Origin of the sequence: Larkinella knui, from assembly GCF_003858645.1 — a bacterium.
Taxonomy (GTDB): Bacteria; Bacteroidota; Bacteroidia; order Cytophagales; family Spirosomataceae; genus Larkinella; species Larkinella knui.
In genome coordinates this window covers 547,444-568,343 of the sequence record NZ_RQJP01000003.1, presented here as the reverse complement: position 1 = coordinate 568,343, position 20,900 = coordinate 547,444, and the positions used below count along the sequence as shown (strand labels likewise).

Annotated in this window: 15 protein-coding genes; 1 reads left to right on the top strand and 14 read right to left on the bottom strand. The window is 51.2% G+C overall.

Annotated elements, in window-relative coordinates; all coding sequences use genetic code 11:
- Nucleotides 1-33: 33 nt before the first annotated feature.
- The 7 genes from EHT87_RS16450 to EHT87_RS16420 all read right to left on the bottom strand — a co-directional run bounded on the left by EHT87_RS16450 (nucleotide 34) and on the right by EHT87_RS16420 (nucleotide 11,786).
- The gene (locus EHT87_RS16450; RefSeq protein WP_124907746.1) at nucleotides 34-1,863 is read right to left on the bottom strand and encodes a RagB/SusD family nutrient uptake outer membrane protein; all 1,830 of its coding nucleotides are present in this window, start codon (nucleotides 1,861-1,863) and stop codon (nucleotides 34-36) included.
- Nucleotides 1,864-1,874: 11 nt separating this feature from the next.
- Nucleotides 1,875-5,198, bottom strand: coding sequence for a SusC/RagA family TonB-linked outer membrane protein (locus tag EHT87_RS16445; RefSeq protein WP_229321128.1), 3,324 nt, complete (start codon nucleotides 5,196-5,198; stop codon nucleotides 1,875-1,877).
- Nucleotides 5,199-5,617: 419 nt separating this feature from the next.
- Nucleotides 5,618-6,643 carry a FecR family protein gene (locus EHT87_RS16440; protein ID WP_124907744.1) on the bottom strand — a complete coding sequence of 342 codons (1,026 nt, stop codon included), beginning with the start codon at nucleotides 6,641-6,643 and terminating at the stop codon, nucleotides 5,618-5,620.
- Nucleotides 6,644-6,700: 57 nt separating this feature from the next.
- Nucleotides 6,701-7,336, bottom strand: coding sequence for an RNA polymerase sigma factor (locus EHT87_RS16435; RefSeq protein WP_124907743.1), 636 nt, complete (start codon nucleotides 7,334-7,336; stop codon nucleotides 6,701-6,703).
- Nucleotides 7,337-7,344: 8 nt separating this feature from the next.
- Nucleotides 7,345-8,721 carry a sugar porter family MFS transporter gene (locus EHT87_RS16430; RefSeq protein WP_124907742.1) on the bottom strand — a complete coding sequence of 459 codons (1,377 nt, stop codon included), beginning with the start codon at nucleotides 8,719-8,721 and terminating at the stop codon, nucleotides 7,345-7,347.
- A gap of 53 nt (nucleotides 8,722-8,774) precedes the next feature.
- Nucleotides 8,775-9,614 carry a phytanoyl-CoA dioxygenase family protein gene (locus tag EHT87_RS16425; protein ID WP_124907741.1) on the bottom strand — a complete coding sequence of 280 codons (840 nt, stop codon included), beginning with the start codon at nucleotides 9,612-9,614 and terminating at the stop codon, nucleotides 8,775-8,777.
- 24 nt (nucleotides 9,615-9,638) lie between these two features.
- Nucleotides 9,639-11,786, bottom strand: coding sequence for an alpha-galactosidase (locus EHT87_RS16420; RefSeq protein ID WP_124908136.1), 2,148 nt, complete (start codon nucleotides 11,784-11,786; stop codon nucleotides 9,639-9,641).
- A 161-nt stretch (nucleotides 11,787-11,947) separates the two neighbouring features.
- Between EHT87_RS16420 and EHT87_RS16415 the strand changes: the two genes are divergently transcribed.
- The gene (locus EHT87_RS16415; RefSeq protein WP_124907740.1) at nucleotides 11,948-12,871 is read left to right on the top strand and encodes an AraC family transcriptional regulator; all 924 of its coding nucleotides are present in this window, start codon (nucleotides 11,948-11,950) and stop codon (nucleotides 12,869-12,871) included.
- A 68-nt stretch (nucleotides 12,872-12,939) separates the two neighbouring features.
- Here the strand turns inward: EHT87_RS16415 and EHT87_RS16410 are convergent, their stop codons facing one another.
- From EHT87_RS16410 to EHT87_RS16380, 7 genes are all read right to left on the bottom strand, one after another.
- Nucleotides 12,940-13,392, bottom strand: a complete 453-nt coding sequence (locus EHT87_RS16410; protein WP_124907739.1) for a nuclear transport factor 2 family protein — start codon at nucleotides 13,390-13,392, stop codon at nucleotides 12,940-12,942.
- Between the two features lie 4 nt (nucleotides 13,393-13,396).
- Nucleotides 13,397-13,627, bottom strand: coding sequence for a hypothetical protein (locus EHT87_RS16405; protein ID WP_124907738.1), 231 nt, complete (start codon nucleotides 13,625-13,627; stop codon nucleotides 13,397-13,399).
- 99 nt (nucleotides 13,628-13,726) lie between these two features.
- Complete coding sequence (locus EHT87_RS16400; protein WP_124907737.1) at nucleotides 13,727-14,314, bottom strand: Crp/Fnr family transcriptional regulator; 588 nt, start codon at nucleotides 14,312-14,314, stop codon at nucleotides 13,727-13,729.
- A 45-nt stretch (nucleotides 14,315-14,359) separates the two neighbouring features.
- Nucleotides 14,360-16,459, bottom strand: coding sequence for an alpha-galactosidase (locus EHT87_RS16395; RefSeq protein WP_124907736.1), 2,100 nt, complete (start codon nucleotides 16,457-16,459; stop codon nucleotides 14,360-14,362).
- 39 nt (nucleotides 16,460-16,498) lie between these two features.
- Nucleotides 16,499-17,254: a ThuA domain-containing protein gene (locus EHT87_RS16390; protein WP_124907735.1), complete on the bottom strand. Its 756-nt coding sequence runs from the start codon at nucleotides 17,252-17,254 to the stop codon at nucleotides 16,499-16,501.
- A 14-nt stretch (nucleotides 17,255-17,268) separates the two neighbouring features.
- Nucleotides 17,269-19,041, bottom strand: a complete 1,773-nt coding sequence (locus EHT87_RS16385) for an endo-1,4-beta-xylanase (protein WP_124907734.1) — start codon at nucleotides 19,039-19,041, stop codon at nucleotides 17,269-17,271.
- Nucleotides 19,042-19,076: 35 nt separating this feature from the next.
- Nucleotides 19,077-20,459, bottom strand: a complete 1,383-nt coding sequence (locus tag EHT87_RS16380) for a choice-of-anchor Q domain-containing protein (protein ID WP_124907733.1) — start codon at nucleotides 20,457-20,459, stop codon at nucleotides 19,077-19,079.
- Nucleotides 20,460-20,900 lie beyond the last annotated feature (441 nt).

Here is a 20,900-nt window from a genome sequence, read left to right as displayed (position 1 = left end):
ATGCGGGATGCCGCCCAGCGGCAAATTCCACGCTTACCAACCGGGGTTCTGGACTAAATTTCCTTTCAGTACTTCAGTCAGTGGGAAAGGATGCAGGTACATATTTTTATTGAATGTCCTCGTTTCAAAGGTGTACGGCTTCCAGGCATATTTATAGTTAGGTGCGGTACCGGTCCGGGTAATCTGCAACCCTTCCATATTTCCCTTCATTACGCCCTCTTCTTCGGCAATCAACCAGCGTTTGACATCCCAAAACCGGTGATCGTCATTGAGCATTTCGATGGCGATCTCGTTGCGCACGCGCTGTCTGAATTGCTCCCTGGTGAGTCCCTGCGGCAGATTCGGCATGCCCGAGCGGGTGCGAATGGCATTGACGGCGTCATAAGCGGCCGGCACCGGCCCTGCTGCTTCATTCAAGGCTTCGGCGTAATTGAGGTACAATTCGTTGACCCGAAACAGCACATCGTTCATCACAAAATTGGCACTGGTCGCATTCCGGGGGATGTACTTCCGCAGCCAGAAACCGCCCTTGCAGTTCACATAATCTTTGCCACCGCTGTAGATCTGGGCAATCGGATCGCGGGCTGTATAATACCCGTTCGTATAGATCACCGACTGCTTGAAGCGGGGGTCCAGCTCCGCATATTTTGCCAGCAAGTCGGTTCCGCCGGCAGCGTCCCAGGTCTGGGGAGTACCGTCGAGTTTCTCGTATTTCTTCACAAAATTCAGTGGCACACTAATCCCACTCCAGAAGGACCCAAAGCAGGATGCGTTCCAGAAGGTCAGGGGCGCATTGCCAATATTCGTAATGGCATTCGTATTGTTCGCGCCACCCTGATACATGAATATCAGTTCTTTATTGTTGTTGGTTTCCCAGGATACCCGGTAATTGCCCAGCGGCCCTACGGTGCCATTATCCAGTTCTTTTGGATTCCGATTCGCCGGCTCATCAATGAGTTCATAGCCATTCGCCAGGGCATAGTCGAGCGCTGCTTTAGCCGCATCGGCGGCTAACTGCCAACGGTTTGGGTCATAATTGCCATAGCAAATCAGGGCATTATCGGCCGCATTGGTCATCCCCAACACGGGTGTTGCGGTATTGTACTGCGGACTGGCGGCATACAGCAACACTTCCGATTTGATGGCCAAAGCGACCAGGCCCGTGACTCGGCCGGTTTGAGAAGCCGAATAAGCCGCTGGAAGATTGGGAACCGATTCATCAATATCTTTTACGATAAAGTTGACGCAATCCCTGAAGGAACTTCTGGGAACATCCACTTTCTGGCCGGCGTCATACACCTTGTCGACAATAGGAACGCCCCCATATCGTTTGAGCATTTCCAGATAATTCAGGGCGCGCAGGGTCCTGACCTCAGCCATAACCTGTTTTTTGTAGACCTCATCGGCATCGGGCACTTCGTCGATTCGTTCCAGCACAAGATTGATCTGACGCAAAGCGATCCACCGAATATAATACCGAAAGTCTTCAACATTCACGATCGTAGATGGTAGCACCGTGCCTTCATTCCAGCGGTTATTGTTCACAAAGGCGGCCTCCGAGGCATCGCCTTCGTCGCTGATGCTGGAGCTGGGGTGAATACAGTCGGTGGCGTTTACGCCCGAGAAGGGAATGTAGTTTCGGTCAGGAGAGGTAACTGCGTCGCCCTGGACCCGATAACGGAAATTGGAATGAACACCATAGCGATAAATCGTCGTGATGAAGGTCTCCAGATTGGCTTTGTTCAGAAAAGTATTGTCTTCTGTCAGATCCACGCCGGGCGCTTTATCCAAAAAGTCTTTGTTACAGGCGGTTGTAAAAAGGCTGCAGAAGAGTACCGTAGTGAAGGATACGATCTTTTTCATATCGGCGGTCATTAGAAGCTAAGGTTTATCCCGGTGTTGATGGTACGGACCAGTGGGTAAGGCTCCGTATTGGTGTCTCCAGTGGCGGTATTTTCCGGGTCAATTCCCGGATACATATTTTTCCAGGTAAAGAGGTTGTTGGCGTTCACATAAATGCGGCATGAACTGATGCCCAGCTTCTTGACGAGTACGTCGCTAAGCCGGTAGCCTATTTCTGCATTTTTTATCCGCAGATAGCTGGCATCTGCCAGCCAGTAGGAGGATCCCTCATTGTTTGGACTGCTGTTCACCGAAAAACGGGGAAACCGGATGGGTAAGCCGGCGTCATACCGTTCCTGGGTCCAGCTTTCGTTCAGGTAGCTCGGTGACCCTTCGGGCGGGGCCGCTCCGTAACCCGTACCGCGCTGGAAACGGGTGTAATAATGCGACACGTTACCGACGCCCTGAAACAGGATGGAGAAATCGAACCCTTTGTAATTGAGCCCTATAGATGCCCCAAATGTTTTTTCCGGCAAATTGGAATAGCCGATCGGAACCGCATCAAAGTTGTTGATGATACCATCCCCGTTGTAATCTTTGTATCGGATGTCGCCCGGTTGAATTCGGTTATTTGAATAGGAATACACGGGCCGACCGGGGGCATCGATCTCTTCCCGGGTGTTGAAAAGACCTTCGGCAATCAGTCCGAAATTTTGCCCTAACCGTTGACCCGTACGGTTTTGGTAAGCGTACTGATTGGGAACCTCATCCCTGAAAAGGACCTTGTTGCGGGCGAAACTAAAATTACCCGAAATGCGGTAGCCAAAATTTCCAATCCGATCCATATACGTTATATCGGCCTCATACCCTCTGTTCTGCATTTTGCCCAGGTTGCTGGCGGGCTGCGACAGGCCTACGATGGACGAAATGGTTTGGGGTGTTGCCAGAATATCGCTGCGTTTTTCGCTGAATACGTCGCCCGTAAATTTGATTTTATCTTTCCACAGCGACAGCTCCAGGCCCAGATTCTGCTTGACAGCCCGCTCCCAGGTTACGTTCGGATTGCCGGTGGCTCCTTCCCGGATGCCCGGAAAGCCACTAAATGTTGAACCCACATTTCCGAAATAATACATATTGGCCACCGATGAGTAGCTGGTTTCCCGGTACAGGAAACGGGTTCCGCCAATGTTGTCGTTACCAACTTCGCCATAAGAGCCCCTGACCTTGAGGAAGGTGACGAATCCCGACTTCGGAAAAAACGATTCCTGAGACGCAACCCAACCCAGCGAATAGGCGGGAAAAAGGCCGAAACGTTTGCCGGGAGCGAAATTCTCTGTCCCATTATAGCCTACGTTTATTTCGGCCAGGTAACGGCCGTTATAATCGTACGTCGCCCGACCGACATAGCTCTGGTAACCTTTCGGCACCAGAAAAGCCAGTGAGGGATCAAACGTTTTTTGCTGATTATACAGTAATAAGCCCGTTAGATTATGGACCCCGAAACTTCGTTTGTAATCAATACCGGCTTCGGCCGTAATGCGTCGGTTGAAGGTTCCTGTCTGGCTGAAACCAAACTGCGCTTCGGTCGTAGACGGCACATAGTTGATAGAACCGTCGGGAAGCCTTACCGCTAAATACGTGATCAGGGTTTTGGTGTTGACGATCTGCTGGTCATTGTAAGTTTGCATGGCCACGTTTCCGTGAACAGACAGTCCTTTGATCCAGGAGCCGAGGTCGTAATCCATCCGAAAATTACCATTCAGGTAATTCCGGTAAGACCGTTTGAGCCCACCGGCCAGGTTCGGATACAACAGACTGACGTAGGGGTTATTTTGTGCGCCCGTAAGAATATTGACCACTTTTCCATCCACGACACCGGGCGTACTCAATGGGCTGGCCCGGGCAATATCGCCAACAACCCGCTCGGTACTGCTGCCATTGTTGCCGCTTCTCACCTCCGTCTGCGACGACAGGTCGAGCGTCATCCGTAAACGGCTGGTTACGTCGAAATTAAAATTAGACCGAATGTTATAGCGTTGAAAAAGGGACTGTGGCGAAAACGCGTCGACCACATCTTTGGTGTCTTTGAACAAGCCCTCCTGTCTGAAGTAGCCCGCCGAAACAAAATACCGTACCTTGTTCTGCCCCCCACTGATGTTGATATTATGCTGGGACTGTTTTGACACTTTCCTGAACATCTCTTCAAACCAGTTCACGTTGGGGTGGAAAACCGGGTCCTGCCCATTCCGATAGAGTTCAATATCCTGGTCGGTGTATCTGGGCACATACGTGGCACCCGTAACATAGGAATCTGCTTTCAGGGCTTCATTGAAATGCGTGGCATAGTCGCCACTGTTCATCATTTGCCGCAGGTCGGTAAACGAGTTGAACCCCTGGTTAAAGGTGTAACTCACTTTGGGTGGCCCAACCTTGCCCCGTTTGGTCGTAATGATCAGGACACCGTTGGCACCCCGAATGCCATAAACCGCCGTCGATGAAGCATCTTTCAGGATCGTCACCGATTCGATCTCATTGGGATCGATGTTGTTGTAATTATCGACCTGTATACCGTCGACCAGCGTGAGGGGGTCGGTGCTTCCCGAAAACGTCCCAACCCCTCTGATTCTAAGTTTCGATGCATCATTTCCCGGTTCGCCACCGGATTGTGTGGCAAACAGGCCCGGCATGCGGCCCACCAGCGAGTTGCTGATATTGGCTACCGGCGATTGGACCAGTTCTTTCGTGCCAATGGTTGAAATGGCACCCGTAGCATTGATCTTTTTCTGGGTGCCAAAGCCCACGACAACCACCTCATTCAGTTCGTTCAGGTCATTTTTTAGCACCACGTTTATCTGCGTGCGGTTTCCGACCGTAAGTTCCTGTTTTTCAAACCCGACGAAGCTGAAGACTAAAACGGCATTTTGATTCGGTACGGAAAGCGAATACGAGCCAGTGGCATCCGTCGTTGTACCCCGGGTTGCCCCTTTGAGCACAATGCTGGCGCCGGGAATGGGTTCCCCTTTTTCGCTGTCGGTTACTCGCCCTTTCACAACTATATCAGCCGGTTTTTCAACGGATGTGGCCTGTAAATCGGCTCTTGAGGCCAGTAAATCCTGAGCCAGCACCCGATCCGCTTCCGGTTCGACTGACTGGGTGCCTGATGTTTTTAACAAGTCAGTTTCTGCGGGCAGGCTTCTGGAAGATTTGCGGGGCAGGATGGTATAGCCACCGCCTTTCAGTTTACGAAAACGCAGATTTGCGGGCGTCAATACACGATCGAGGACGTGTTCTAATTTATCGTTTTCATTGATAGTTCCCGAAAAAGTCTTGTTTTCCAGTAATTCTCTCTGGTACACGAAACTGGTTCGATGGGCTAGCTCGAGTTTTTTAAGCAGTGCGATTATACTCGTGCTAGTACCCTGTACCCGTATGCCTTCAGCAGCTCTCGGCACCGAGGCAAAGGTCTGTTGGGCAACTCCCTCCTGAGTCCCGCATAAACAGGATAACCACAAGGTTGCAAAAAAGAGTATACGTCTTTTCATAAGTTAAAAAGGTCGTTGGTTGGTATGCCGTAGATGATAGTCAAACAGACGGTAATGCCGCTTTTCCCGTCTTTTCTATCATTATTTTCTGTTAATTTTTAAATCTTTTTATCAGAAGTGAACACCATCGTAGCGCAGGGGTGATCGCCCGGAATAGACGCTTATGAACATAAAAAAAGCCCCCTGAGCGTTTGGATCGCTCAGGGGGCCCAGTAAGCTAACCCTAATTTTAGCTACTCAAACAGGTAGGTATCACCTGTTTTTATAACCTCGGCGTCCAGAATAATGGCCAGATTGTCGATACAGTCTTCGGCTACTTCGGTCCGAAGCTTTCCGGTCAGGGTCTTTTCGGCCAATTTCCCATCAGCCAGTTTGATCGTTACGCCGAATGTGTCTTCCAGACTGGCAATGATCTCCGGGAGACTTTTTCCATCCAGAATGAGGTATGATTTTTTCCAGGCGTCATAAAGCTCAGGCTGCACCCGTTTCAATTGAATCTGTTGATTTTTGGGAGAAACAATGGCCATGTCGCCAGGCTTCATCACCAGCGACGACTGGTTTTCCGTGCTTAACTGCACTTTCCCCTCGTGTAAAACCACATTCGTCTGCTCCCGTCGGGTGTTCACATTAAATTCCGTACCCAACACCTCGACCTGGGCTTCGGGGGTGTGAACGATAAATTTTGAACCCTTTCGTTTCGCAATGTCAAAATAAGCTTCACCACGCAACCACACTTCCCGAATCGCCCGATCGCCCATGTTATCGGCCACTTTCAGTGACGAGTTGGCATTGAGCGTCACGAGTGACCCATCGGCTAATTTTATTTCCTGAATCTTCCCGTAAGCCGTCTGGTAGGTCAACCCGGTAGTTGAATTATAGGCCCACCAGCCAATACCCAACGACAGGATCAGCACGATGGCTGCAGCCGCAACCCAATAGGGTCGCTGATACCAGGCTGTCTTCCGGACCGGGGAGTCCGGTCGAAATTCCGTACGGCGGTAGGGAGGGTGCACCGGGTTTTCGATATCATTCCAGATTCGTTGCTTTAACTGGGCGAGGTCTGCCGGAGAAGGGTCGGTTTCGCTAAACTGAATTGTTTTAATGTACTCGATTGCAAGCTGAATATCGGGTACTTTATGGGGATGATCGGCCATAAAGGTTTGCCAAAACCGGTTCGACTCGTCGGTGGGGGTCAATACCCAGCGAATGAATGTAGGGTCTTTGCAAAAGTCTTCTACGGTAAAAGCGGGATTCGGCATCGTATAGGTATCATAGTCGTACTCGTTAAACAGCCTACAATGTATTTTTTCCCGGCGTTATCCCAATAAAATCTTTGTAAAGTAAATCAGAAGGCCTATCGTCAGGCTCCACAACGCGCCACCCTGATCAAACGATGTACGCACATGGGCTCTCAGGGTCGTCAAGGCAACATTAACGGTATTGTAAACGCTTTTTATGGTAATCTCCATTATTTCGGCCGCCTGCTGATACGTTAACCCTTTCATATAGATCAGGTATAAAATCTCTTTCTGGCGTTTGGGTAATTTATTCAATTGAGCAATGACCAACAGTTTTTGCTGCTCGATCAATTGTTCTTCAACCAGCGTCTGCTCATACGGCTTAATCAAAAATTCGGCCTGATTAAACAGGTAATCGTCGGAATCCAGCTTGTTCAATCGGGTAACGGTATCTAAAAGCCGACGTCGTAAGGCCCGGTACAGGTAGAATCGGATGTTGTCGGTTGGGCCCAGCCGATGGCGTTTTTCGTGTAAATGAAGGAATAGTTCGTGCAGACCGTCTTCCACCAGTTGCCGGTTTCGGATCAGGTTATACCCATACCGATACAGGTCGGCCGAAAACAACTCATACAGTTGGGAAAAAGCAGCCTGGCTTCCGTTCCGAAAGTCATTCCAAAGAAGCGTGTGTTCGGCAGGAGTGAGTGGGGAGTTCATGCAGATAATTAGTGCTGAGTCAACTCTTTTTCGATCTCTTCCAGTGATTTCCCTTTCGTTTCCGGAATTCGCCCCCAAATAAACAGAAAGTAGGCAAAACACAAAACGGCGTGAAAACCAAACGTTAACGGCAATCCCCAGTACTGTTTCATGACTGGAAAAGAGGCCGTGGTGAAGAAGTTGGTAATCCAAAGCGCCAGTGTTGCCAGCGCCAGGGCATTGCCCCGAATGTGGTTCGGAAAAATTTCCGAGAGACAAACCCAGGTAACGGGTCCTAAGGTTGCCGAATAAATGGCGATGAAGGCCAGCACGAAAACCAGTACCCAGGCACCCGGTAAGTGCCAGTAAAATGGGGCCGATAAGGCGAGGGCGTCCAAACCAAGTAAAATCGATCCGTACTGCAGCAATTTCTTTCGCCCAATTTTATCAATTGTACCGATGGCGATGAACGTAAAAATGAAGTTGATCACGCCGATAATAATCGATTGCAAAAAGGCCGAATCCTGCGCCATACCCGCCTGTCTGAACAATTCCGGAGCGTAAGAAAACAGGGAATTCTGCCCGACAGCCTGCGAGAAAACCGCTACCACGATGCCAATAAAGACGATGGGCCACAGGTCTTTCCGAAACAGATCGCTGACCGATTCGCGGGTTTCCTGCGAAAAACTGGCCTTGATCTGCGAGGCTTCGGCAGTGGCGTACTTTGGGCCACCAATGCGGGTTAAAATGGCCTCAGCTTCGTCGATGCGGTGTTTTCGGATGAGCCACCGCGGACTTTCAGCGACAAAAAACAGGCCCAGGAAGAACAACAGCGAAGGCCCCGACTGGGAAGAGAACATCCACCGCCAGTTGTTTAAGCCGGTATTCAGGAGCAGGTAATTGGACAGATAAGCCAGCAGAATACCAGCCACAATCGAGAGTTGGTAGAAAGACACCATGCGCCCCCGCATGGGCGCGGGCGAAATTTCGGCTACATACATCGGGCATACCAAAGCTGCAGCGCCCACGGCCACCCCGCTCAACATTCTAAACGCAATAAACAAAGGGAAGCTACCGGCCCAGCCCGTACCCGCACCCGTCAGGGCGAACAGCACCGCGCACCCCATCAGCAGCTTTTTTCGGCCCAGCGTATCGCTCAGTCGGCCCCCCATCAAGGCCCCCATAGCTGCCCCCAGATTGATGCAGCCTACGGCCCAGCCCGTCTCAAATTCATCCAGTTGAAAATAGCGGGTAAAAAAAGGGACGGTGCCGGAGATGATCACCAAATCGAAACCAAACAAAACGCCACCTAAGGCCGCAATCGCACTGATGAGATAGACATAACGGGGGTTGACCGCTGCATCGACCCCGCTGACTTCGGGTTGGGCGTGAATACTAACTGCCATGATCGGATCGGTAAAGGTTTAGAAAGGTCATCAACGATGCAATGACCGTCGGGTTATTTCAGCGATACGTCCGCTTCTTTACGCAGGAAACCGGCACCTTCTTCAACCAGACCGGTTGCATCCCAGGTTAGCAAGGCTTCGTTGGGCACCACAGCGATGGGGGTGATGCTCGCCGACGAAGACGACGATTCGTTGTAGCCCATGTTGGACTGGCGGTTGTAACACGAAATCATCGACCAGCGTGGCTTATCCGACAAATTGGCTTCGGATCGGTGGAGAATGTTGCTGTGGAAAAACAGCACGTCACCCGCTTTCAACTCCACAAAAACCCGATCCATCGTTTCCAGCGCCAGATCGACGTAGCGTTGGGAGGCACCTACCTGCTCGCCCGCGAAACCGTGCTCGACGCGCCCCATTTTGTGCGATCCTTTGATCACCTGCAAACAGCCATTTTCCTGATTCGCATCCGTGATGGCAACCATCACGGACATCATCTGATCGGGCAACAGAAATTCGTTTTTATACCAATAGCCGTAATCCTGATGCCACTCCCAGGCACCGCCCACCCGGGGTTCTTTTTGCATCAGTTTTGAATGAAAATGACAAACCGGGGAACCCCGATTATCCAGCAACGAATCAACGGAATCGACGAGCTGTTTGCTCCGGGTGAGCAACCCATACACATCATCGCCGGGTTTGTACCAGAGCGACAGTTTGCTGCGTTTGCCCGAGCTATCGTTGATATTGATGGCATGCTTGCTGATCGCACGATCTTCAATGGCTACGTGGTAAAGCTTTGCCACTTCGTCGGCGTTCAAAAAACCGGTAACAATCAGGTAGCCATCCTGATTGTACTGCCGAATCTGATCCGGTGTTAAGGCTTTGTTTGTCATAGTGATTGATGATTTAGGTTTTTCTCAGTTCGTAGTAATTTCAAAAAGTTCTCCGGAATACGACCCGGTCAGACTGACGGTAAAGCCTGTCGTTTGGAGGGCCTGCCCGGTTAAAGACGAAACCACGTTCCCATCTATGGATTTGATCTGATAGCGTTTGGCCGGATCAAGATACCGGACGGTAACCTGCCGACTCTGCTCCGTTGCGCCGTGCCGGAATACGCCAATGATGCCGCCCGCTTTCGTCTCCGTATTGATTCGCTGGAAACCGTCCCACATACCGTTCATGGGTTCGCCAAAACCGGGAAGATCCTGCCGATAGCTCATAATCTGGTACTTGTTTTCCATCCGTTGCAGCCAATCGGCGTAGTTTCTGTATTTTTTCAGGTCAGCCGGGGCTAATTTTCGGGGATCGCCCAGCATGATGGGCAAGGCACCGGCCAATGATTTGATGTGCATTTCCCAACCCGCATCCTGCATTTCCGGATTGCCGATGACCAGCGCCGTGGCGGGCATGGCCGGAGAACGCCACCAGGCCATATTTCTGACCCGCAGATCCACATTGGCATCGGGTGGACCATAGAAATTCGACAGCCAGTCGCCTTCGGCATGTTTCAGCATGGCGTAGTCAATCAACTGCAAACCGCCCATTGTTTCGAATGTACAGTCGATAAACAGCCCGGGCTTCGCAGCATGCAATTCGTCAAACAGTTTCCAGACCTCTTCATAATTGGCGGATAACGATTCGTGGTGGTCTTTATGCCCTTTATGGTGGTTGGCATAACAGCCCGTTACCTTGTTTCCGAACCGGTACGTACTGGTTACGACCGTAAAATCCAGTTTTAAGTATTCCAGGCCGTACTCCAGCGCCAGCTTTAGCAAGATGTCCCTGATGTAGCCACGCCATTCGGTACCAAAGCAGGCGGTGCGCATTTTCAGGTCATCTTCGTGCAGATTGGCCGGTTGCTGGTTTTCGTCCAGAACAAACCAGTCCGGGTGTGCCTGGTAGACTTTACTATCCGGGGAGGCACTGCCCACGCTAACCCACAGGCCCGGCTTCATCCCCAGTGATTTGATGTAATCGAATACCGGTTTCAGGCCATTCGGAAATTTCTTCCTGTCGATAATCCAGTCGCCATAATTGTCGGCCCAGCCATCATCGATGATAAACTCTTTCATACCGGCATCCGCTGCCGCTTTAGCCAGTTCCATGACCAGCTTCTCATCAATCTCCTTGCGGAACGGAACCCAGGTATTATAAACAAAGGTGGGTTTCTGCTTTAGCTCAGAAAGGCGTATGCCCATGTGTTTCCGCACAAAATCCGGAACTGCCGTATTCAATATTTCGTCCGGATCTTTGTGGTCGTTATACACCATCGTGAAAACCTGTGGGGTCGTAAACGACTCATCTGCCGCCAGGTATTTCCGAAAGGGGAAGCGCGCGTTTCGGTGTGTCAGTCCGCTGAGAATGACAGGTTCATCCCAAAAAACCGACGTATGTTTAACGACACCGGCAGCCTCATTTCCGATCACAATTCCCTGCTGCCAGTCGCTGTTATGAACCGTCAGCAAGGCATCCTGAAAATTGCCGTCGTAAGGGCCGATTGAGCGTCTTCGGCCATAGTCGTGGCAAATCCAGCTAAACGTAGTGGCATTGTAATTGGTTACGACCAACTTCTCGATATCGATCGACTCCAGACGAACGGGCTCCCTGCTGAGGTTTTTAACCCGCAGGCTTTTGCGGATAACCGGCAGGTTGGGATAGAGTAAAAAGTTTATCGTCAGTTCCACTTTTCCATCGCTGCTTTGCAGCGTCACAGCCGCTCCGTTGCCCTGTTTGGTGTCGGCCATTTGCTGAACCGCGACCAGTTTCCAGTCGCCGGAACCCGAATAAACGGTCCCGTTGAGTTCGAATTGAAAGTCGGGATTCGTTTTCTGAAAGTACTTGAACCCGCCCGCAACCGGTTTGTACTCCGTCGTTAGAAAGTGGCCGTCGGGAGCAGGTAGTTTGATGGTCCGCTGAACGATTCCGTTGTTCAGGATCAGTTCCGAACGGGTCCATTTGGCAAACGGCTGGCTTTGCGCCTGCCCAATGGTGGCGGCCACTGAAACCGCGAGCACCAGGCCAGACCTCAGATAATTCACTAATCGGTGGGAAAGAGGTTGCGTCATAAAAGGCCATTTGATGTCAGCGGTGGCGTATAAACCGGCGGTATTAAATTGCATTTAACATGAACAAAACTCGGTTTTTCCAAGAAGAAGCAGATGTAGTATTTTAGCATAAACATGGATTATTTTATCTTTGAATCATTTTATCGATTAAGCCTGATTGAATGAGCCCATTAACCCGAAAAAGCAGTGGATTCGCCGGGGAGCGGATCATTGAGGTTCCGAAGGAAACCATCGAAAAATGTCTGTCGATGCCGCTGATCAGCAGTCTCTATATTACCCGGATGGGTTTTTATCCGAAAGCACTATACCACTATTACCAGCGTCCGGCTGGTATTTCGCAGGTGATTCTGCTGTACTGTACCGATGGGCAGGGATGGCTTCAACTGGGGACCAACCGGATCATCATACAGGCGGGGGAAGTGTTCGCCATTTCGCCCGGAAAACCGCATACCTACGGTGCAGATGCCGATAATCCCTGGACGATTTACTGGTTTCACTTCCGTGGTACGCATTGTCACGACGTTGTGCGTGCGATTATGGAAGAGCGTGACCAGGGCCCGCAGGCCGTCCGTGTGCCGTATTCCGATGATCGCATTGCCTTATTCGATCAGATGTTCGATACGTTTTTGAAGGGCTACAGTACCTCGAACCTGCTGTTTGCGAACCTGACCCTTCCGTTTTTCCTGGCCTCGTTTATTTTGCCGGAAAACTTTCAGAAGGAAATCCATGCCAGCAGCACCGTCACGCCGACAAACAGGGCCATACTCTATATGCAGAATAACCTGTCGACCGCGGTGACACTGGATAATATTGCTCAATTTGTCAACCTGTCTACCTCGTTTTTCTCCCGAAAGTTCAGGCAGGACACCGGTTATTCGCCCATGGAGTATTTTAACCACCTCCGAATCCAAAAAGCTTGTCAGCTACTTCATTTCAGCGATTTACGCATCAATGAAGTAGCCTCTCAACTGGGCATCGACGATCCATTCTACTTTTCGAGACTGTTCAAAAAACAAATGGGCATTTCGCCCGCTGCTTACAGGAAGAGTGAAGGAATTCATCGGGGAGATTTAAACCGGAATTAGGGCCAGAAATCAGGTGCCACAGAGCCCTACAACAGGATTCCTGTAAGTACCTGACGCTGTCCGAAATGTCAGTCCTCAATGGGCGGGGCTGCTGCTTCTGCCATCCCATAAGCTGTCAGCCGTTCACACATGGCAACGGTCAAGGCAGTATCCAGGTAGGCATGTAAATAAACAACTTTGCCCCAACGCATTTTTATGACGTGTACGCCTTCGTTCACGTAGTCCGATCCATCGGCGGGGGTAGCCCGGTCGATCCACTCCACGGCGATGGTTGTGTTCCAGGGCCAGCCGCTGACGGCCACGTTCTGAATTTCGAAAGCCAGCCCCGGGGAAAGCCGGAACAGGCGCTGGAACCACTGGCGCATGGCCCCAATACTATGACGTGTGCCACCCAATGCATGATGTCCACTGAAAGTGTGCGTGATGGACGGAGAAATACTTTTGAGTACCGTTTCATAGTCTCCCCGATTTAAATGCCCGAAACTTTGGAGGGCCCGTCTTTTGACAAGGGTATGATACATGGGGCTATGAATGAAAGGTGTGAACTGGAAATGAACGGGTATCTTTTTTTCGGCGCAGTAAATGCCCTTTCCACAACCAAAGGCCAGTCAGGCTCAGGGCTGGTATCACCAGGATCTGCATCAGTAGGGTAAACCAACGGATGGTATGCCAGGGCGCGTAGACATAAATACCAATGGCTGCTGCACCAAGCAGATGAATCCACCGCGTTAACGTTCGAAGTTGGGCTGTTTTCATTTTCTGTATCCGTTTAATTGTAAATGACTGATACAAAAGTAGTCTGCCCTCAAAACCGGTGCATTGATGTAGGATAAGAAGCGAACGGATCTATTTTTTTTAACGGACCACCTGCTGTTTAATTCGGCTTAAGCTCTCAGGTGTCACGCCCAGATAGGTGGCAATCAGGTGTTGAGGCACTCGCTGGAGCAGAGCTGGTTCCTCCTGTAGTAAGGCCAGATAACGGGTTTCCAGATTATGAAACTGAAAATGGCTCATTCGCCGGTCCATCATCAAATAAGCGTATTCAGCCATTAACCGCCCAAATTTCTGCATCTCCGGATAGCGTTCATATAAGGCAAAGATATCCGAACGATGGAACATCGTAACCCGGCAATCGTCGATGCATTCCAGGTAATAATGGGTCGGCTGGTCGGTTTTGAAACTGGCGAAATCCGTGGCAAATGCGAATAAATCAGGGAAGAAAAAGAAATAGGTAATATCGAGCCCCTCCTGGATGCGATAGGACCGCATAGCACCCTGATGGATGAACAGCATTCGGTCGCAAATCTGGCCCGGTTCCAGCAGAATTTTCTTTTTTTGATACAAAGCCGGATGTGCAACGGCCAAAACCGCTTCCCAAATCCCATCAGGCAGGGGAACTAGCTGATCAAAGGCCGTCCGCATGGTTGTCCAATCCTGTTGCATCGTCGTGTAGAAAAAACGTATCGGTTGGTTAGCACACCTGTATCCTTACTTCAAAACCGTGTACCGGTACAAGGCAAAGTTATTGGCAGAAGGCAGGGTTATCAACAATTTACCCGCTTGGGCTACGATTTGTTCAACGGCTTTCCCGGCTCCGGCCATCGGTTGTAGACTCACGCGTTTGCCCGCTGGCAACCACGTTCTGATCACCGCCTTCGTGAAGGGCGTATCTTCCCGGAAAATCAGCAGAAAACCGTCCTGGTCCGTCACAACCGACTGAAATCCGGTCCAGCCTTTCCCGCTGGGTTCGTCACCGATGGGAAGGATGTGCCCGGCATGAATCCGGGTCTGATTCGTCCGGTAGGTCTGAATGAGTTTTGCCGTCCGGAAGGCTTCGGCAGGCAAGCCCGTGGCCTCAAACCAGGCCAGCGGCTGGGCCATCATCGTAATGGCAAACAGATAATCGAATGAATAATTGGCCGGGGCAAAACGGTCGCCGGGCGGGTACTTATCGGCATTTCGCCACTTGTTCAGAAACTCGATTTGGAGGTTCTGGGGCGGTACGTATTTCGACAGATTCCAGAGGTTACGCAACGTCCAGTACGGATAATAGTTGGTCCAGTCGGTGTAGCGGTTTTCCAGAAACAGGTTGCCGTATTCATTCATGAAATGATACCCGTTGCGCCGACCCGCCGTTACGTCCATATTGAAAATCACCTCATAGTTGGTTGCAGCCAGAACGGTATCGAGAAATTTGCGGAAATTCACTTCGGCGGTTTTGTCATTGATCTGAACGAGGTCGATTTTGAACGTGCGAATACCGTATTGCTTATAAAGCCCGATAAGTGTCTGGGCGTCGTTGTCCCAGTGCTTAAAACTGCTATCCACACTCGGGCTGAACCACAAGCCCAACTCGATATTCAGTTTTTTGGCTGCGTCGATAACGGGTTTCAGGCCATTGGGAAACCGGTCAGGATCGGGGGTCCAGTACTTCGGATTTTTCCAGATATCCTGGCTGCTGCCGCCCGGCGTTGCCGAATTGACCGACTTGCCCCATTCCCAGCCATCGTCGATCTGAAACCGGGTAATTCCCAGCTGGGCCGCTTTCTGCAACTCGGTAATGATAAACTGCTCCCTGATCTTTGTGTCTTTGTTGCGGTCGCCCCAGGTATTCATCAGGATCATTTCGTCGCGGTCGGCCCGGCGGGGGCGATGGGCATCCTGATAGCTACGCAAGGTGCGCAGCCCTTCCAGTTCCGTTGCCCCACCCAGCCCGAGCGTATAGCCATAGCCCCTCACCCAATCCGTTTCCGATAGGTCTGTCGGCAGAATACCTGCGCCTACGGTTTGAACGCTGCCATTTTTAACCAGAAAATCGAAACCGGGATTGGCCAGTTGAATGACGGAAACAGGCGATTCTTTCAGCACGAACAGAGAAGAACCGGTCAGCCCGTCGGTCAGCCACAACAGGTTCCCTTTCAGAAAACCCGGCTGACGGTACAGATTGTAAGGCACTTCAGTAACCAGCGTATTGTTGCGGTCGGTCATGTCGGCAAATTCGACGGCCCGCGCCCGCCAGTGATTACCCGCCAGTGCCAGCCTGTCCATCGCCGGCACGGTAGCGGTACGTTTGTTTAGATCGGCCTGCGACTCGATGTTCTTGAAATCCAGCCCGGCAGCGGCCTGACCAGCGGCCTGTTGCCACTCGTCCGACGGTTTGCCGCGTAGGTAGAACGTACAACTCAGCGTACCCAGGTCAGGATAAATCCGGAACACCCGTCGAACATCCAGCGTGCCGAGCCGGGTGGTTACGCTAACTTCCAGGTGATCGGTCTGGTTGGGCTGACGCTGGATCTGCCGGGTTGCCAGCTCACCTTTGCCAGACGGGGTTGCATGGCCGGGAAACGCGTAGTCGGGGTCTTTGCTAACCCAATCCCAGGTTTGTTTTCGTTTCTTATCGGTCAGATTCAGGGTAATCAACTGGCCGTTGTTCCAGCGGAATCGCCGGGCAATGAGGTTGTTTTCGAGTACCAGCGTATCATTGTTCAGCGTGGCCCGGCAACTTTGCAACGGTTGAGATACTACCTGGTCCGACAGGATCAGGAGAAACGGAAGTGCGAAATGAAGTGCAAAAAAGTTGATGCGCATATGAGCTACCGGGAATGACTTTTGAATGGGCGGTATCAGTCAGGGTGTAAAGAGAATGGCATTCGCAATGAGTTGGGTATAGATGGGATTGTCGAAATCACTGACCGCGTGTCCCGGCTGACTGTAGAATAGCCATCCTTTCCCGACGGGCATACACCAGGCCGAACGGTCCTGCATCCATACCTGTCCGGAGGCATCCGTAAATTTAAAACCCAGCAAACGGGTTCGGGGGCTAAGGAACTGGTGGTTCAGGAAGCCCTCTGTTTTGGACAGAACAAAGCCTGGAACCGGTTTGCCTTTTGGCTCGCCTTCCTGCGTGTACGCAATCAGCTCGGGATACGTGATCTTGTGCGTGGTAATGAAGTGCTGAGGAGCCAGATTGACGACCGCCATATCCACATCGCCCACGTATTGGTAGCCGCCTTCCGATGCGTCTTTTTTGGGCAGATCAATACCCAGAAACGAAAACCACAACTTGTTTTTCCGTTTTGCCGAACTAATGGAGTGATGCAGACAAAGTAGCTTGCCTCCTTTTTGGGTGTAGCTGACAAACGCCTTTTCGGGTATCGAGTCCAGATCCTGGTGGATGTAGACAATAACCGCCCGGAAGTTGGCCAGGGTTGCGGGCAGGTTGGTCTGCGTCACAATTTTAGAAGTCAGGCCTTCCCGCTGTTGCATTCTACGAGCCAGCACCTCCATGGCCGGAATTTCATCGGCAACAATCAATACGTCCTGAGCACACAACTGTCCAACCCGGATCAGCAGACCAATGAAGGATGGAAGCAGAATTTTCATAGATCGAGACTGTTTTAAGGTTTCGAATCACCTAACCGAACCGTAACCCCTTGCCCATCAGAAGCAAGAACCGTCCGTTGAATAACTTGTCGGTTCCCTTTCCTGACAATGATCTCATACTCGCCCTTGAAGCCCCGAACTGCGAACTGTCCATTTTTCCCGGATGTACCCCTGGCATTTGTTGTCCAGACGTTGGATACGAGATTGGTAAATACCTTGCCGTGAGCGCGTAGTTTCCAGTTTTTATCCCACAAAGCCCCCGCTGGGATCCAGTGCGCTTTTTCCCAGAAACCCCATTGCATGAAGCCCGTGGTGGCCGGGTGACTAAAAATTGCCGTCATAAAATCGCCTAAATAGCGTGCTTTAAAATCGTCGTCATCGCTGGTAATATCGAATTCACTGATCTGAATAGGCAGGCCAAATCCGGCAAAATGATCCAGCCGTTTCAGGACAAGGTCGATACCGGGTGGTGTTCCGCCAATGTGGCCCTGTTCACCGATTCCATCAAGGGGCGCGTTCTGCTCCTGAAGGAATTTTATATGGTTGTAAAAACTGTCGCTACCTGCGCCATCCGCATGAAACATGGTGTATTCGTTCAGGAATAATTTCACGCCCGGGGCGTTTTTTCGGGCGGCTTTAAACCAGTCAGCCATAACGGCTTTGCCGCCCAGGGAATCCATAATTGCGTGGTGGGCGTAGGGTTCGTTGACCACATCCCATTCCGTAAACTGGCCATTCATTACGGTTGTTTGTTCCGCAATCTGATTCATGATAAACGCGCCCAAAGCCGCCGTATCCTGCCTGAATTGGATCAGGTGGGGAGAGTGCTGCCAGGATGGCCAAACCATGACGTGACCACGTACCGGAATACCATGCGCCCGAAACCAGCCGGCCGCTTTTTTCGTCTGGTCGTGGTTTGCCCTTTCCCAGTTTTTCGACTTCATTTCGTTCTCGAAAACCACCTTATTAAAATACCGCAGCAGCGTATCGCGATAGGTTTTTGCATCGGGATTTAGCGTGTCTAAAATTAAGGTCGAATTCGTTGCGGTGCCCCAGCCGAACGCAATTTTCTTCATGCGAACCGCAACCGACGCATCAGCCAGGGGCTTGCCGCTACCGTCGAGCACTGTGACCATCAGGTTGCCTTTGCGGTATTTTTCAATTCGTTCGGCGGCCGCCTTGCGCCAGGGCGCATTGGGCGCGTCGCCGTCATAGTGAACGATACTCCGCGGCAAATCGGCTACGCTGGCCGACTGTTTGTAGTTGATCAGGGAAAAATTACCCAGCTCGAATTGCTGCGGAAAACGGCCACATTGGATCACCAGTGACAACTCGCCCTTCGCCACATCATGGGCCGCTACAAACGGTATTTGGGTCAAATGCCACGATGATCCGAACGACATGCCCCGCTCCAGCAAAGGGGGCCACGAATACTTGCCTGCAATGATCCGATCCAGCGAAATTTCAATAAAGGATTCCCCGGTTTCTTTTTTGCTCTGAAGCGACCGGCTATAAAAAGACAACAGCAGCACATCCCCTTTATGAACCACAGAATCAACGGAATAACGTAACGTAAACCGATCACTATTCGTTTGGTCCCGGGTAGAGATCCGATAGGCTTTTGTAAACGGCTGACCGTCCACCTCCACCAGCGTAAGCGTTGATGCGGACGAATATTTTGCACTGGTTTTGAAGGCAATCAACTCCGTGGGCAGGAGTGGAGTCTGAGCGTTTGCAAAAGCGACGTTCACCAATACCAATAGACTGATAGGCAGGTAGTTGAGCATGGTATGTCCATCTTATAAGTTGAGTAGATCCGCGCCTACTGTTCAAACGCACCCCGATCCCGTCCGATACGTTGGGGTCGGGCCTTACCCCGAATATCATCGGCCAGGGGAATGTCACTACTACCTGAATTGATAGCACGGCTCCGTTTCACCAGTCGGAAATCGCCTTTTGTCGGGTCGGGCTGAATGTCGATGAATACAGGGTCGGCAACGATGTCATTGGCTCCGGCAAAAACCGTCTGAGCGGCCGGATACAGGTTATAGTCCCAGCGGATACCGGTGTTGCGGTTGTTGGACGTTACTTGTCCGCCCGGTCGGGGTACAATGATGTTATTCAGAATCACCACGTCCGCTGACCGATTGGGAAACAGTTCCTGATACCCCACAATTCCACCATTCCAGTAGGTTGTGTTATTGACGATATCGACATGCTTTGTGCGGAAGGTGTGAATTCCTGAACCGCCATTGAACGCACTGACATTATTGGCAATCAACGCCCGCCCTTTCCATTCGGGCCGCCCGAGTTTTTCTGAGGCCCTGGCAGCGCCAGCGGTAGCCACCGGCGGCTGACTCGGGGCTGGTTTTACGACGGCATCGGCATTGGGATTGGTCGGACCCTGACCCTGTTCCTGATCGGTTACGTCTAGCAGAATGCCGTTCCCGTCGCTCAGTTTCCCGATTTTTTCCCAGGGAACCAGCGTTTTGTTGTTCCAGACAAAATTACGCTGAATCACGATGTGGTATCCCGGTGCGTCGTCGTAAGCCCAGTTGTTCAGCGTTGTTATGCCCGAGCCGCCGTAGCGCATGAACCAGGCATTTTCAAAAACCTTGCAATCCTCGACCGTGAAATAATCGATTTCGATGCCAACGATACCTCCACCGGGACATTTCCCAACGACGCAATGGCGGATAATCAGATGGTGCGGTTTTTCGCCCGGTTTTCTGCCCCGTCCATTGAAGAAAATCCCGTTCGTATTGTAGTAGGGGTCAGGCGTCGGTTTTTTTCCGTCTTCCTGGGCTTTCAGCAACACGATGGAATCGTTGTGACCGATGACGCGCAGGCCGTCGATGATGGTGTAGGAGCCGGAAATCTGAATGCCTGCCCAGCCAACCGGTCGAATTTCGGGATGATGTCCCGGACGGGCTTTCCACGTTATCCAGGCGTCCGAAGTACCGGAGCGGGTGATGTTCAGGACGGCGCTTCCGTTCGACAGATCAGCGTTGGTATACGTTCCGTTGCTGATCAGGACTACATCACCGGGTTCCACCAAATTGGCGGCTTTTTGCAGATTCCGGAAAGCCGTTTCGGGGGTTTTACCATCGTTTGCATCGTTTCCTATACCCGAAACATGCCAGGTTGCGGCAGAAATGAGGGTACTTGTTGCGAGCAGAAGAAAAAAGAGAACCGTTGTTTTCATGAATGTCATTCTTGCTTAAATCCGTTGGGGGCGGTGTTGCTGTACCACCCAGGGCATTGTCCGGCATCTGATTGGGCTAATTTCGAATCCGGTTGGAAAGGGCACGTTCGGTTGATGCGTTGACAGTCGAAATTTCTACGCCGGCACACTCGTTGCAAGCGGCATTAACCCGGAAAATCTGGTTATAAAAGAAGGGTTTTCATGGACGGTTAAGAATTTAGCTTACTCACATCTGAGGGCGGTTGTTTGCTAAACAGTACATAAGCTGCTTTTCCCGGTTTTTCCACAATTAAATCTACGTTCCGTATCTGTAAGCTGTGCTCGTGCATTTTCAGTTATACTATCAGAACGTGCTTCCCCTGCCGATCTATGGCCGCAAACGGGATGTAGCCATAAGAACGTCGTCGACCGACGCGCTGTTATTACATGCTTAGGCAGGAG

Bases quoted from the DNA above. Each gene is read 5' to 3' on its own strand.
- EHT87_RS16425 (WP_124907741.1), bottom strand. From the start codon at position 9,614: ATGACAAACAAAGCCTTAACACCGGATCAGATTCGGCAGTACAATCAG.
- EHT87_RS16385 (WP_124907734.1), bottom strand. From the start codon at position 19,041: ATGCTCAACTACCTGCCTATCAGTCTATTGGTATTGGTGAACGTCGCT.
- EHT87_RS16405 (WP_124907738.1), bottom strand. From the start codon at position 13,627: ATGAAAACAGCCCAACTTCGAACGTTAACGCGGTGGATTCATCTGCTT.
- EHT87_RS16400 (WP_124907737.1), bottom strand. From the start codon at position 14,314: ATGCAACAGGATTGGACAACCATGCGGACGGCCTTTGATCAGCTAGTT.
- EHT87_RS16390 (WP_124907735.1), bottom strand. From the start codon at position 17,254: ATGAAAATTCTGCTTCCATCCTTCATTGGTCTGCTGATCCGGGTTGGA.
- EHT87_RS16380 (WP_124907733.1), bottom strand. From the start codon at position 20,459: ATGAAAACAACGGTTCTCTTTTTTCTTCTGCTCGCAACAAGTACCCTC.
- EHT87_RS16450 (WP_124907746.1), bottom strand. From the start codon at position 1,863: ATGAAAAAGATCGTATCCTTCACTACGGTACTCTTCTGCAGCCTTTTT.
- EHT87_RS16415 (WP_124907740.1), top strand. From the start codon at position 11,948: ATGAGCCCATTAACCCGAAAAAGCAGTGGATTCGCCGGGGAGCGGATC.
- EHT87_RS16435 (WP_124907743.1), bottom strand. From the start codon at position 7,336: ATGAACTCCCCACTCACTCCTGCCGAACACACGCTTCTTTGGAATGAC.
- EHT87_RS16395 (WP_124907736.1), bottom strand. From the start codon at position 16,459: ATGCGCATCAACTTTTTTGCACTTCATTTCGCACTTCCGTTTCTCCTG.
- EHT87_RS16410 (WP_124907739.1), bottom strand. From the start codon at position 13,392: ATGTATCATACCCTTGTCAAAAGACGGGCCCTCCAAAGTTTCGGGCAT.
- EHT87_RS16420 (WP_124908136.1), bottom strand. From the start codon at position 11,786: ATGACGCAACCTCTTTCCCACCGATTAGTGAATTATCTGAGGTCTGGC.
- EHT87_RS16430 (WP_124907742.1), bottom strand. From the start codon at position 8,721: ATGGCAGTTAGTATTCACGCCCAACCCGAAGTCAGCGGGGTCGATGCA.
- EHT87_RS16440 (WP_124907744.1), bottom strand. From the start codon at position 6,643: ATGCCGAATCCCGCTTTTACCGTAGAAGACTTTTGCAAAGACCCTACA.